Genomic DNA, 14,309 nt, shown 5'->3' with positions numbered 1-14,309 from the left:
TTTAACTCACTTGGTTGGAGAAATAATAAATTTGAAATTTGAAACTCCACTAGCTTTAAATACTTGACTATAATAACTGGCAAGCTCAGTACTATTAGTATGATATATAACTCCACCCTCAAAAGCATGACTATATTTTCGTGCTTGCTCTACCATTTTATTTTGCTCAGACACAGCCCAAGGTTTATCACCGATGGAGCTAAGAGGGTTTCTTATTGATTTATTCCAATCATCAACGTATTTAGCTTCTACTGCTGTCAACCTGCCTGAAATACTAGTTACGTCATCTGCTACCCCGTTTACCCTAACTCCATTAATAATCACAGAGTATTGTCTTTGAGAAAAGGTTGCGTTGTTATATAAAGATCTTACACCTTCTTCATATTTTGAGGACTTATCAATGGCTCGAGTTCCACTTACAATAATAGGGGAGCTTTTTTGAAAAGAACTGGCCGCATGTTCTGTCAGCTTTAAAGCCTTCCCAGCCTTAGTTAACTTACCAACAGGCACAACATCAACAACATTAGTAGGTATAACAAGCTCACCTACAGCAAATACAGCTGCACCGACAGCTGCCTTCGGATTAACGCCAAGTATTTCATAGCTACCAGATGATGCCCAGTCAGATATTGCATCATCAAGCTGTGTTTTATATTTTTTGGCAAGCTCAATGTCTCCTTTTTTATAAGCATCAATAAACTTATCTAGTACTTGTTTAGATTTATCATCTAAATATTTTCTAGCATTTTCTAATTTTAGTAGAGCCTTATCCTTAACTCCATTATTAATAACGGTTGTATTGGCTGCTCCAATAGCTACATTGACATCATACCCAGCATAGGCTGCACTGACACCAGCAATAAACTTACTAAGCTCAATGATATTTTGCAGTTCTTTATCATCTACAAACGTTGGATTTCTACCATCAAGCATAATTTCAGCAGCTAACTCGCCTACACCCGAGCCTATTGCACCTGCTTCACACTCAGCACGTTTTAACTCTCCTGCAACACAGCCTGCTGCAGCTTGGCTAATAATTCTGAGAATGTCATTGTTAAGTGCTAATTTAATCTCACTTGCCGCAAAGCCATGAGCGGCATTGACAGAGCTATTTAATAGGGCTGCCTCTAGATTATCTGATAGACTACCACCATTAATAGCCGTATCCACCAATGCAGACGTTGTACCTTCAAACGTCCCATTGACCAGTCTACCTTGTAAGCTTTTCGCATCTTCAATGGATAGATTTTTGAACACATCTGGCATGACGGTAGTATTGATGTATTCTAATGCACCAGCTGTGAGTGCTGCTGTTAAGGTTGCTCTGACTGTATCACTACTCGCCAAATCATCTAAGGTTTTAGCGATATCCCCCTTATTATTTGCTAATGCAATAGCTGCTTGGGTAGACAATGAGGTAAAGCCTGCACTGGCTGCCGCACCGCCAACGCCACCGACACTCTCTGCTATACCTGCTGCAGTCGGTCCTGCTGCCCATGCCACCGCCAATGTTAGCAATGCCGCCCCTGCTGGCGTTAATCCTTCTTGCTCATAGTCCCAGTCTTCTTGTGCCAAGCGTATGACACTAAAGTCAACATCGTCTCTTTTGGTGATGTCTTTTAGGTAGCCATAGCCGGGTTGGTTTGCCATGGTGTTGATGACGTTGACGAGGTTTTTATTGTCCTTTTGCTGCTCTTTAGTTAGCGGCACTTGGACAATCAGTAGGTAGGTTGGGTGGAGCTTGCGACCCCCAACAATTAGATATCGAAGAGCTATTCAATCACTCCAATTTACGGGTAATAAACCCTCCGATACGAATTTATGGAATGATGAGTATTGCCAATCCTGAACCCGTTCAACATAGCCATGCTTCACAGGATTCATGTGGATATAATCGATATGAGTGCGATAATCCAATTCATCACGTATGCAATGCTCCCAAAATCGACGTTGCCAAATACCGCGCTCGCCTTTTTTCTGACGGCTCTTTGAGATACGTTCGGTTTTGGCAATACGATATGAGAAGTAGTATTTAATAAGCTTGATACGTTTAGAATAGTGAGCATCGTCGTTTGGCATTGTACATAACAGATGCAAATGATCAGGTAAAATAACGATAGCATCAATGTGAAAGGGATGTTTTTGTTTGACGGTTTTAAAGGCGTTGCGTAGGGTTTCAATCTCTTTAATAAGCAAGTCACTTGATCTATCGGCAAGGTTGATTGTGAAGAAATAACTTGCGCCCTGATGATAGTGCCTTCGATATTGCATGGTATTCTACAAATAGTAGGGTAGAATTAATTTTAATCTATCATGTTGGGTGTCGCAAGCTCCACCCAACCTACGCGCTAGACCAAGACTTTGAGTATGGTATGCCGCTCAAGAACTAAGCATGACTCAACAACAGTTTAATGACTATGTGAATGCCCATCCTGAACACTTTAGTAAATATAGTTAAGATATCTGTACACGAAAAAAAATAAAAAAAACTGTTAAATCTTGGCCTAATAGTCAGTTCTCTGATGACTCACACTTTACCGAACCTTAACAAGTTCATAAACCTATTAGTGCAAGAAATGACAATGAACAAGGCAAGAATTGTCTGTTTGGCATTCATAATACTGGCAATCATGCAATCTCAAAGCAGTCAGTCCTTATGTCGCCAATCAAATAGGTCAAGTATTCAAAGGCAGTGACTATATAAATAAGAAGAATAACAATACAGAACTAGCAGGAGAAGGCAGTCCAAAGCATCTATTAGCGCATACCATCTTAGGCGCGGCAGTAAGCTGTGCCACAGGCAGTGATGCCTTGACAGGAAGATTGTCAGCGGCGGCTGGAGAAGCGGGCGCACCGTTACTTATGAACTATCTTTACGATACAAAGACCCAACCTACGGGCTACCTACTTTGTTAGCTGAAAGAAGGTTAAAGGTAGCGGATGCAGCACGAGCGACTGGAATTAATAAAACAACATTGCATAAGAGATATAACGATCAATCATCACGTATTGATTTTGATACGATTGATAGTCTGTGCAAATTTTTAGGTGTTGGCGTCGGCGAAATTTTTGAATATATCGAGGCAGATATTGACCCAAATAAGGCTAAAAATGAAGAATAAGTTTGATAAGCTTAAGTTAAGAGTAGAGGTCAAAAGCGCTATTTGGCTACTTGATTAAATTTAGCAAAAGGCACAGTTTGGGCACAAAATGGGCACACAACTTTTTAAGCCATCTTTAAGATTGATAGATATTGCTAAATAAACCAAATTGAAAGCTTCATCAATCTTTCTAAATCCTTGAAAAAAAAACAAAAAAAAGCCCCAATCATAAAGATTGGGGCTTTTCGAATCTTGGTAGGCGTAACTAGATTCGAACTAGCGACCTCTACCATGTCAAGGTAGCGCTCTAACCAACTGAGCTATACGCCTATTGAGGTGACGTATCTTAGCAAATTTTTAGGATTATGCAAGCGTTTTTTATAATTAATTCAAAAAAAGATGCAAAATATAGGGTCAGCTTTTAATTCACCACTTTTTAAGAGAGTACTAAATGGCTATAATTGACAAAACTAAATATTAACATCAAAATAATCATATTTAACTCAATGACCTATCTCTGATATAATTATTTTGTTATTTTAATTTTTAAAATTTTAGCGTGTCTTCGATAAACTTGATTAACTTAACCCTATGATGAGTTATACCACAGTTTATGATTTATACCCTAGATTGTCCTACCTACCTACTTGATCAGCGCAATAAATCTATCGACAAGTCCACTTGTTGGTGGGGCGTGATTGATCCATCCCAATAATAATATCCAAGCTTTATCCTAACGGTCACTTAATTTGACTGCTCCTTAATTTAGTTAAGCCAGACAGTGCATTTTTGTTCTGCCAAATTGGTGGCCTGACTCCTGTTGTCCCTAAAATCTAACAATCGCTAAACATTTATTAGCTAGGACGAGCTTAAATAATTAATTATCATATGATAATCATTCTTATTTACAGCCATTGATTTAATGATCGTCCTGCTACTTGTTTCAATAAAAAGCAGATAATCCATCGTTGTCTGGACTGACAAGAGTAGCTGAGTGTTAGCGGTTTGGAGAGGACTGTCCAGATAGCGACTAGAGATAGGGTAAAGCATCATATTTAACGGTTTAAAACTTATTGAGACTTACATCAATATCATTTTTATTAGGAAACTTTATGAGCACATCTACTTTTAATACTGAAGACTTTAGCCAAATTCAAACCGCCTATATCAATGGCAGTTATTTACCAGTCGATTCAGCATTGACGACTTTTGATACGATTAATCCTGCCACAGGTGAGGTGCTTGCGACTGTTCAGCAGACCACCGCCGGGCAGATTGATGCGGCAGTAAAAGCGGCGCAAAAAGGCCAAAAGGTTTGGGCGGCGCTGACCCCTGTAGAGCGTGGCCGTATCCTACTAAAAGCAGTCGAGATATTGCGCGGGCGTAATGATGAGCTGGCAATACTTGAGAGTAAAGATACAGGTAAAGGTATCTCAGAGACCAAATATGTGGACATCGTCACAGGGGCGGATGTCATCGAATATTATGCGGGACTGGCACCGACCATCGAAGGCCGTCAGATTCCTCTTCGTGAGACGAGCTTTGTCTACACCCGTGAAGAGCCACTTGGTGTGGTAGCTGGTATCGGCGCTTGGAATTATCCCATTCAGATCGCCATGTGGAAAGCCGCACCAGCCTTAGCAGCGGGTAATGCGATGATTTTTAAACCGTCTGAGGTCACGCCATTAACCGCATTGAAGCTTGCAGAAATCTTCACCGAAGCAGGGCTGCCTGATGGCGTCTTTAACGTGGTTCAAGGCAACTATGAAGTCGGCGAAGCCCTGACTCAGCATCCTGATATCGCCAAAGTATCGTTTACTGGCGGTGTTCCTACCGGTAAAAAGGTCATGTCAGGTGCGGCAATATCGTCGCTGAAAGACGTCACGATGGAGCTTGGTGGTAAGTCGCCGCTGATTATCTTTGATGATGCTGATATTGATACTGCTGCTGATATTGCCATGATGGCGAACTTCTATAGCACCGGTCAGGTTTGTACCAATGGCACGCGGGTGTTTGTTGCTAAATCGCTGCAAGAGCAGTTTGAGCAGGCCATCCTTGAGCGCGTCAAGCGTATCAAGCTTGGTGATCCGATGGATGAGAGCGTCACCATGGGACCATTGGTCAGCTTCCCGCATATGCAGCGCGTACTGGACTATATCGAGCAAGGCAAAGCGAGCGCCGCTCGGGTGTTATGTGGTGGCGAGCGTGTCACTTCAGGCGAGTTAGCTGAGGGGGCATATGTAGCGCCAACTGTCTTTACTGACTGTAGCGATGATATGAGTATCGTCCGTGAAGAAATCTTTGGCCCTGTCATGTCAATATTGACCTTTGAGAGTGAAGAAGAAGTTATCGAGCGCGCCAATGCGACCGAGTATGGCTTGGCCGCTGGTGTCGTAACAAAAGATTTGAATCGTGCTCACCGAGTCATCGCTCAGATTGAAGCGGGTATCTGCTGGCTTAATACTTGGGGCGAGTCGCCAGCGCAAATGCCAGTTGGCGGCTACAAACACTCAGGTGTTGGCCGTGAAAATGGCATCCAAACTCTTAAGCACTATACCCAAACCAAGTCTATCCAAGTTGAATTGGGCGCATTTGAATCTGTATTTTAAGTTTTAGTATTGAATAAATTTGTTCAGCAGTGACGTTTTATAAAGCGACGTTTTAACGAGTGACGATATTTATTATGACGTCATTATCCGAAGCTTTGCGTCACTGCCAGCTACTTTTTATCAGTATTTTGGAGATTTTATGTCAGCAACAACACCAGAGTTCGACTATATCATCGTCGGCGCAGGATCAGCGGGGAACGTACTGGCCACACGCCTAACTGAAGATGCCAACACTAAGGTACTGCTGCTTGAGGCCGGTCGCCCTGACTATCGCTTAGACTTTCGCACGCAGATGCCAGCAGCGCTAGCGATGCCCTTACAAGGTAAGACTTACAATTGGGGTTACAAGACTGATCCTGAGCCAAACATGAATAACCGCGTCATGGATTGTGGCCGCGGTAAAGGCCTTGGCGGCTCGTCACTGATTAATGGCATGTGTTATATCCGTGGTAATGCCTTGGACTTTGATAATTGGGCCAAGATCGACGGTCTTGAGGACTGGAGTTATCTAGACTGTCTGCCGTACTTTAAAAAAGCCGAAAACCGTGATGCGGGTGAGAATGACTACCACGGCGTGGGCGGTCCTGTTGAGATGACTACCTCCAAGCCAGGCGTTAATCCGTTATTTGAAGCGATGATTGAGGCTGGTGTGCAAGCGGGTTATCCACGCACCGAAGACTTAAACGGCTATCAGCAAGAAGGCTTTGGCCCGATGGACCGTTTCGTCACTCCAAATGGTCGCCGAGCGTCAACAGCCCGTGGCTACCTTGACCGTGCCAAACCGCGTAGCAATCTAACGATTTTGACCGGTGCCCTCACCGATGTGATTCTCTTTGACGGTAAGCGTGCCATCGGTGTCAAGGTATTGCATGAAGGCGCGACCAAGACCTTTCATGCGGCTCGTGAAGTGATTGTGTCATCAGGGGCGATTGCCTCGCCGCAATTATTGCAGCGCTCGGGCATCGGTCCTGGTCAATGGCTCAAAGATGTCGGCGTGACCGAAGTGCTTGATTTACCAGGGGTGGGAAATAATCTGCAAGACCACTTAGAGCTGTATATGCAGTACGAGTGCATCAAGCCGGTGTCGATAGCACCAGCGAACAAATGGTGGAACAAACCGCTTATTGGGGCTGAGTGGTTATTTAAAGGGACGGGCCTTGGCGCGACCAACCACTTTGAGGCAGGCGGCTTTATCCGCACTCATAAAGAGTTTACCCATCCCAATGTTCAGTATCACTTCTTACCGCTTGCCGTGCGTTATGATGGTCGCAATGCCAGTGACTCGCATAGTTTTCAGGCGCATGTCGGCTCGTTACGCTCGCCAAGTCGTGGCCGCGTGAAGCTGACCTCGCGTGATCCCAATGCACACCCGAGTATCTTATTTAACTATATGTCGCATGAGCAAGATTGGCAGGAGTTCCGTGCGGCGATGCGTATCACTCGCGAGATTATCCATCAGCCAGCGTTAGACCCCTTCCGCGGTAAGGCGTTATCACCAAGTGCAGACTTGGTCACTGATCAGCAGCTTGATGACTATGTTCGTGAGCACGGTGAGACCGCTTACCATCCGTCGTGTACTTGTCCGATGGGCGAGCACAATGAGTCGGTGGTTAATGGGGAAGGGTTAGTACACGGTATTGATGGTCTGCGCGTGGTTGATGCCTCAATCATGCCCAATATCATCAGCGGTAACTTAAATGCGACGACCATCATGCTAGCAGAGAAGATTGCCGATAAAATGAAAGGTGTGCAGCTACCGCGTTCTACGGCTGACTACTATGTGGCAAATGGTGCTCCGATTAGAGGCGAGCCCATGCGTCAATATCAGCCCGCTGAAGTCTAGCAGTGCAAGTCCGCTGGCTTTAGCCGATCTGCCTCAATGAGCTGACTAAATAAGTGAGTTATTGATTGGCGGTAGCCGCGATTATTATTTGTTTTTATTCAGCGTCCCACCGCTAGGGGCGCTGAATTTTCGTTAACGATACCTCACTCCCAACTTTAACTATCAGCTCGTGGCATATTTTGCTTAATTAATCCTCCTAAGAAGGCTTTTAGCGTGACTGGGGTGGCTTTAAGCGCCTTACAAAGCCATGAGAGTTGAACAGAAGTCTCTCCCATTAGTTGGTGCAGAAGACATTAGCAAGGTTGTGAGTGGCGTATGTTCCTGGCTCTTTATGGAGTCTTTTAATTTTGAGGACACACTATGCATAGCACCAGTTCTGGTGATGCTGGGCAAACCCTGTCATTAAATAAGACAGTGTTTTCTGGCGCCGCCATCATCTCTATATTATTGATCATTTGGACCATTGCTTTTCCTGACTATAGTGAAAGTCTGCTCGGTTCAGCGATGACTTGGGTCTCAGATAGTTTCGGCTGGTATTACATGCTGGTCGTCGCCGCTTATAGTATCTTCTCCCTATTTGTTGGCTGCTCTCGCTATGGCGATATCAAGCTTGGCCAAGACCACGAAAAAGCGCAGTTTCCGTTTCTAGCTTGGGCGGCGATGCTGTTCTCCGCCGGTATTGGTATTGACCTACTATTTTTTGGGGCTTCTGAGCCATTGATGCACTACCTGACTCCGCATACAGGATTAGACCCTGCCAGTGCTGAGGCCATGCGCCAAGCTGTGCCACAGGCATTCTTGCATTGGGGACTGCACGGCTGGGGTATTTATGCCTTGATTGGTATGGCACTGGCTTATTTTGCCTATCGTAAAAATATGCCTTTGGCGCTGCGCTCAGCACTGACTCCTATCTTTGGTGAAAGACTGGTCAAAGGCTGGCTTGGTGATAGCGTCGATACTTTCGGGGTCGTCTGTACGCTGATGGGTATCGCTACCAGCCTTGGTATCGGTGTACTTCAGGCCAATGCTGGACTTACCCACGTGTTTGGTATTGAATCTAGCAAGATGGTTCAGACCATTATCATTGTTGCGGTCGTTGCAGCAGCGGCTATCTCAGCCATGACGGGTGTCGAAAAAGGTGTCCGCCGCTTGTCAGAATTTAATATGCTGACGGCGACTTTATTGCTAATCGCCATCTTAGTGATGGGCAATACTGTGTACTTGCTCAATACTTTCACCCAAAATGTCGGCTATTACTTCCAGAATATCGTGGCGAAGACCTTTGATGTCTATGCTTACGATGGTGCTGGCGGGGCTGAATGGAAATCATGGTGGACCGTCTTTTTCTGGGCATGGTGGGTTGCTTGGGCGCCATTTGTCGGTCTGTTTATTGCCCGCATCAGCCGTGGTCGCACGCTGCGCGAGTTTGTGTTTGGGGTGATGTTTATCCCACTTGGCTTTATCTTTGCTTGGTTCTCCATCTTTGGTAACTCTGCGATTGAGCTGGTCGCAGGCGGCGCTACTGCACTTGGTGAAGTGGCTGTCAACGATGCGGCGATGGGTATGTTTGCGCTATTTGAATACTATCCTTATAGCGATATTTTATCGTTTGCCGGTGTCATGATCGGCTTGGTGTTCTTTATCACCTCAGCGGATTCTGGCGCTTTGGTCTTAGCCAATTTAAGCAGCAGAGGCCTTACTAATGATGCTGATGCGCCTGTTTGGCTGCGCTTGTTTTGGGCGGCAGCGACGGGTCTCATTACTCTTGGTTTATTATTTGCCGGTGGCTTTAGCTCGCTGCAATCTGTGTCGGTCATCGCTGGTCTGCCATTCTCCATCATCCTTGTGCTCTACATGGTCTCTATGTGGAAGTCACTTAAAGAAGAGGGACATAAGCGCAAAGCCAGCTCAGTCGGTACGGCCAATGTGCTTAATGGCGGCAAAGGCTGGAAAGCAAGACTGCAGCGCATTGTCAGCTTCCCAGACCGTGCGCAAGTGCGCCGCTTTATGCAGACTATCGTCTTACCTGCTATGCAAGAGGTTAGCGCCGAGCTAGAAGCGGGCGGCTTGGTGACCACTTTGGCAGAACACGACGGTACTCAAGGTGAGTTTGAAGGCTTAAGTTTGCGTGTCGGTCATGGTCAAGATGATGACTTTGTCTATGATGTTTATATGGTCAAAGCCGAGCGTCCAAACTTTACGCTAAAAACGACTGCAAAAGAGTCAGACTACTACTACCGAGCTGAAGTATTCTTAAGTGAAGGCTCGCAAGAGTATGACTTAGTCGGCTATACCAAAGAGCAAGTGCTGGTCGATATTCTTAATCAATACGAGCGTCATATGCAGTATTTGCATTTAACGAACTAAGGGTAAAAAAATAGTCTAAAACTAGAAACGGCGGGGTATATTTACTCCGCCGTTTTTTTACGTTTTTAGGGAGTGGTTAAAAGCTTTAGGACGTTATAGTAGCTGACTTCAAAACTTAATATTCAGACCAATACGATACTCGCAGCCTTTTTCAGCCTTGCACGGGCTAGAGTCTGTAAAGCTGTCCGCACGAAAGTTACTTTGATTACAGTCGTGGCTGTCCGCGATATCATTACTAGCCGCGTTAATCAATAAGTTATCCGTTATTAGCGGTTGCCAATGGGCGAATATAGCGGCGAGCGAGTGGCTAGGGAAGTCTCACGCTGCTGAAATGATTAGAGTATCAGCTAAAACTTAAGTGTTATAAATGTCTAGGCTACCCCATCATTTATATGGTCGAGAGTGGCTTTGAGACGGAAGTATTACGGGCTTTTGGCCACACCTCACAAGGTCAACCATGCAGCGACAAGTACAACTGGCGACAAAAGTGCTTTGCCCGAGTGCAAGCCGGAGAGCACTGCTCTAGTATAAAAGAGATGGGCAGAGGTAAAAAAGTTAAGGCAAGGCTGGTTGGAACATGATCTAAATCAGTTATTTAATAATAGCTGTTGTTACAGTTTGAAGGTGGGCTGACTGTAGCCAAGATTGATGATTATTTAAACCTCAGATTGGCGGACTTGGGATTTTTTTATTAAGGCTATTTGTAAGGTGACTGGATTAAGATCCCTTAATTAAAGTGACTAGATTAAGATAACTATATATTGTAAATCATTTTTTTAACGTTAAGTATTCAGAAAAAAATGACTAACAAAACTAAAAATAAGTTTGTGTAATCCTAAACATGTATTTAGAATGAATCTTAAGAAGCCTACTTCCATCATGGATATAAATTTCAATCTTATGTATAGGAAGTTCAGCCACTTACCGCAATTAATGGAGGCTAATATGCCCCTTTTTAGTTCTAAAGCAAATGTGCACAATCAATCTTTTACTTATTCAAAATTAGCAATCGCTTGTGTCTTAGCGCTGGGATCTTTGAGCATGGCCAGCTGCGATAAAGCCGCCAGCGAAAAGAGTGCGACAGATTCAGCAGCGACAGTGACTAGCGAGCAAAGCACTCAAAAAGCTGAGGCTACAACTAAAGGGGGGGAGCTACCGGTCATAGAGGCGGTCTTGACCCATGCGCCTGAGGTGCCACCACCTATAGATCGCGACTATCCTGCCAAGGTCGTCGTGAAAATGGAAACGATAGAGAAGACCATGAGACTGGCCGATGGTGTGGAATACAACTTTTGGACATTTGGCGGTCAAGTACCCGGGCAGTTTATCCGGGTCCGTGAAGGGGATGAGGTCGAGTTTCACTTATCCAATCATCCTGATTCCAAAATGCCACATAATATTGACTTGCATGCAGTTACAGGACCAGGCGGCGGCGCAGCATCATCGTTCACTTCGCCAGGTCATACCTCGCAGTTTAGCTTTAAAACTCTAAATCCTGGGCTATATGTTTATCACTGCGCTACAGCACCAGTGGGGATGCATATTGCTAATGGCATGTATGGTCTGATACTAGTAGAGCCTAAAGAGGGCATGCCAAAAGTCGATCATGAATACTATGTCATGCAAGGCGACTTCTATACCAAAGGCAATTATGGTGAGCAAGGCTTACAGCCCTTCGATATGGATAAAGCAGTAGATGAGCGTCCTGATTATGTCGTCTTTAATGGCGCAGTAGGGTCGCTGACTGGAGACAATGCCCTCAAAGCCAATGTCGGTGAGACGGTTCGTTTGTTCGTTGGTAATGGTGGTCCTAACTTAGTGTCATCCTTTCACGTCATTGGTGAAATATTCGATACTGTGCATCAAGAAGGTGGCAGTAATGAGACTCATAATCTGCAGACGACGCTCATTCCAGCTGGCGGCTCAGCCATTACTGAATTTAAAGTCGATGTGCCAGGCGATTACGTGTTAGTTGATCACTCTATTTTCCGAGCCTTTAACAAAGGGGCGCTTGGTATCTTAAAAGTTGATGGTCCTGAGGACAAAAAAATCTACTCAGGGAAAATAGGCGATAGCGTCTATCTACCTGAAGGCTCTGCCACCCAAAGTATCAATGATGACGCAAAAGCGCCGCAAAAAGCCGCGGCGAATAAACAAGAGCGTATTGAGCTGGGTAAAGCTGTGTATGAGAATAACTGCGCCGCCTGTCACCAAGTAAATGGTACAGGTGTTGCCAAAGCTTTCCCACCATTGGCGAAATCTGACTATCTCAATGAAGACCCAAGTCGCGCCATCAATGCTATCTTGCACGGGCTAACCGGCAAAATTACAGTGAATGGTGAGGTCTACGACAGTGTTATGCCAGCAGTCGCCTTAAACGATGAACAAGTCTCAAATGTCGTAACTTATGTGCTAAATAGCTGGGGAAATAAAGGTGGTGAAGTCACCCCTGAACAAGTCAAAGCTGCTCGCAAGTAAGGCGCTATCAGTAGACTATCACTGCTAGCGAACAGTAGTAATGATATATCAGGACCGACCATCATTCGGTGTTCGGTCTTGAGACTATTATCTTCTGGGAAGTTGCATAACTGCGCAGTTATATAGTTGCATAGTCAAGCTTTTCATATTTTATAAAAGCTGACCTGACTTTATAAATGGCTATCTAAGCGAATATACTGGGCTTGAGGAGAAATCATGTCAGCAACTTATCATCGATTATTGTACCTTATGGGATTGAGCTTGATTGTGGGTATGGTAACGTCAGTAGAGGCCAAGCTTTTACCGATTGATCAAGGTGTCTATCGACCTTTATACCTCAGTAACAATAGCCCCATGGTGTCGGTAAAACCCTTCTATATCGATGAGCTACCGGTGACTAACGCTCAGTTCTATCGATTTGTGCAAAAGTATCCCAAATGCCAAAAGCAGACTATAGCGCCTATTTTTGCTGACACAGGCTATCTAAAGCATTGGCAAAAAACGTCTAAAGGCTTTGTACCAAAGCGAGAGGATCTCCAAAAACCTGTAGTCAATGTATCCTGGTACGCGGCCAATCAGTATTGCCGAGGTCTAAAAAAGCATTTACCCACCGTTGAGCAGTGGGAGTACGTGGCGCAGGCCTCAGAAACGCACAAAAATGGCAGTAGGGAGGCAGGATATAACCAGCGTATTTTAGACTGGTATGCCCAAACAGGCGGCAGTCAATATGAGATGAATAAAGTCGGTCAGTCGCCTGCTAATTACTGGGGGATCAAAGACATGCATGGTCTTATTTGGGAGTGGACGGAGAATTTTAATAACAATCTCGTCACCGGAGAGTCGCGCTCAGATAGCAATCTAAATCAAAACTTGTTTTGTGGTTCGGCGGCAATAGGGGCGGTAGATCCAAGTGATTATGCAGCCTTTATGCGTTACGGATTTCGTTCAAGTTTAGAAGCTAAATATACCGTCAGCAGTCTGGGGTTCCGCTGTGCGGTTGGTTAAGTAAAGATTTTGTTTATTGAACAATAACCCTATATTTCTGGCTTCGATTCGCAGAGTTTTTGCACATGATTTAAGGATATTTTATGACCTTCATACCGCGCGCTTCATCACCACATTCTTACCAAGCCACCCATCATTCTACCTCGATTGCGACACCGATTAATCTTCTTAAAATGGCTGTCAGTAGCAGTCTGTGTCTGATGCTACTAGGCTGTAATCCATCAGCAAATGGTCCGCAAACAAACGATCAAGCGGCGGGTGAGCAGACTGAAGCCGTCACTCAAGACACCGCTAGCACGCAGATGCATCAAGATGGTATGGATCACCACCAGTCGGGGTCTGATCATGCTGCAATGGCTCATAATGATATGAATCCTACTGAGCCTGCTGAAGCATTGGGGCAAGACTATTCTATCTATCAGATAGGAGGCGACTGGCTAGACCAAAATGGTCAGGCGCTCTCTTTGGATGAGTTAAAAGGTAAGAATCAAGTCGTGGCAATGGCCTATACCAGCTGTCAGCATACTTGTCCTATCTTAGTACGCTCCATGAAGCAAATGTATGATGAGATGACCCCTGAGGCGCGCGCGCAAACGCAGTTTTTACTCGCGACGTTAGATACCAAGCGCGATACCCCCGAAGTGATGGCAAACTATGCTGCACATAATGATTTAGGTGATAACTGGCGTTTGATTCGTAGTGATGACGCTTCGACGCGGATGCTAGCCAATACTCTCAATATCAAATATAAGTTCGCTGATAATGGCGATATTAACCACTCGAACCTAATATCAGTGCTGGATAAAGAGGGACGTTTGGTTGCTCAAGGCGTGGGAGTTTCTGACTCTGGCATTAAGCCACTGATCGAGTATCTAAACTCGCATAGTGACTGATGTTATGCTGCCA

At 44.9% G+C, this 14,309-nt stretch carries 9 protein-coding genes and 1 tRNA gene; 7 read left to right on the top strand and 3 right to left on the bottom strand.

The window, feature by feature from the left end; all coding sequences use genetic code 11:
* Positions 1-6: 6 nt before the first annotated feature.
* Both EGV92_RS02600 and EGV92_RS02595 read right to left on the bottom strand, forming a co-directional pair.
* The gene (locus EGV92_RS02600) at positions 7-1,575 is read right to left on the bottom strand and encodes a DUF637 domain-containing protein (RefSeq protein ID WP_165525540.1); all 1,569 of its coding nucleotides are present in this window, start codon (positions 1,573-1,575) and stop codon (positions 7-9) included.
* Between the two features lie 201 nt (positions 1,576-1,776).
* Positions 1,777-2,271 (bottom strand): REP-associated tyrosine transposase, encoded by a 495-nt coding sequence (locus tag EGV92_RS02595; RefSeq protein ID WP_131667643.1) that lies wholly within the window; start codon positions 2,269-2,271, stop codon positions 1,777-1,779.
* Positions 2,272-2,909: 638 nt separating this feature from the next.
* Between EGV92_RS02595 and EGV92_RS02590 the strand changes: the two genes are divergently transcribed.
* Positions 2,910-3,122 carry a helix-turn-helix domain-containing protein gene (locus EGV92_RS02590; RefSeq protein ID WP_131667642.1) on the top strand — a complete coding sequence of 71 codons (213 nt, stop codon included), beginning with the start codon at positions 2,910-2,912 and terminating at the stop codon, positions 3,120-3,122.
* Between the two features lie 232 nt (positions 3,123-3,354).
* On the opposite strand, the gene EGV92_RS02585 is transcribed toward EGV92_RS02590, so the two are convergent.
* Positions 3,355-3,431: transfer RNA gene (locus EGV92_RS02585), tRNA-Val, on the bottom strand.
* A gap of 782 nt (positions 3,432-4,213) precedes the next feature.
* Here EGV92_RS02585 and betB point away from each other — a divergent pair.
* The 6 genes from betB (at position 4,214) to EGV92_RS02550 (ending at position 14,296) form a co-directional block, all read left to right on the top strand.
* Positions 4,214-5,710, top strand: a complete 1,497-nt coding sequence (betB, locus tag EGV92_RS02580) for a betaine-aldehyde dehydrogenase (RefSeq protein WP_131667641.1) — start codon at positions 4,214-4,216, stop codon at positions 5,708-5,710.
* A gap of 139 nt (positions 5,711-5,849) precedes the next feature.
* Positions 5,850-7,553 carry a choline dehydrogenase gene (gene betA, locus EGV92_RS02575; RefSeq protein ID WP_131667640.1) on the top strand — a complete coding sequence of 568 codons (1,704 nt, stop codon included), beginning with the start codon at positions 5,850-5,852 and terminating at the stop codon, positions 7,551-7,553.
* A gap of 360 nt (positions 7,554-7,913) precedes the next feature.
* Positions 7,914-9,920 carry a choline BCCT transporter BetT gene (betT, locus tag EGV92_RS02570; RefSeq protein WP_131667639.1) on the top strand — a complete coding sequence of 669 codons (2,007 nt, stop codon included), beginning with the start codon at positions 7,914-7,916 and terminating at the stop codon, positions 9,918-9,920.
* Positions 9,921-10,865: 945 nt separating this feature from the next.
* Positions 10,866-12,398 (top strand): copper-containing nitrite reductase, encoded by a 1,533-nt coding sequence (nirK, locus tag EGV92_RS02560; protein WP_131667637.1) that lies wholly within the window; start codon positions 10,866-10,868, stop codon positions 12,396-12,398.
* A gap of 216 nt (positions 12,399-12,614) precedes the next feature.
* Positions 12,615-13,403, top strand: a complete 789-nt coding sequence (locus EGV92_RS02555) for a formylglycine-generating enzyme family protein (RefSeq protein ID WP_207401725.1) — start codon at positions 12,615-12,617, stop codon at positions 13,401-13,403.
* Positions 13,404-13,486: 83 nt separating this feature from the next.
* Positions 13,487-14,296 carry an SCO family protein gene (locus EGV92_RS02550; RefSeq protein ID WP_131667636.1) on the top strand — a complete coding sequence of 270 codons (810 nt, stop codon included), beginning with the start codon at positions 13,487-13,489 and terminating at the stop codon, positions 14,294-14,296.
* The last annotated feature ends 13 nt before the right edge of the window (positions 14,297-14,309 follow it).

The organism is Psychrobacter pygoscelis (genome assembly GCF_004335015.1).
In the GTDB taxonomy this organism is placed as follows: Bacteria; Pseudomonadota; Gammaproteobacteria; order Pseudomonadales; family Moraxellaceae; genus Psychrobacter; species Psychrobacter pygoscelis.
The sequence above is the reverse complement of the archived record's forward strand: the minus strand, read 5'-3'. Positions and strand labels throughout refer to the sequence as shown.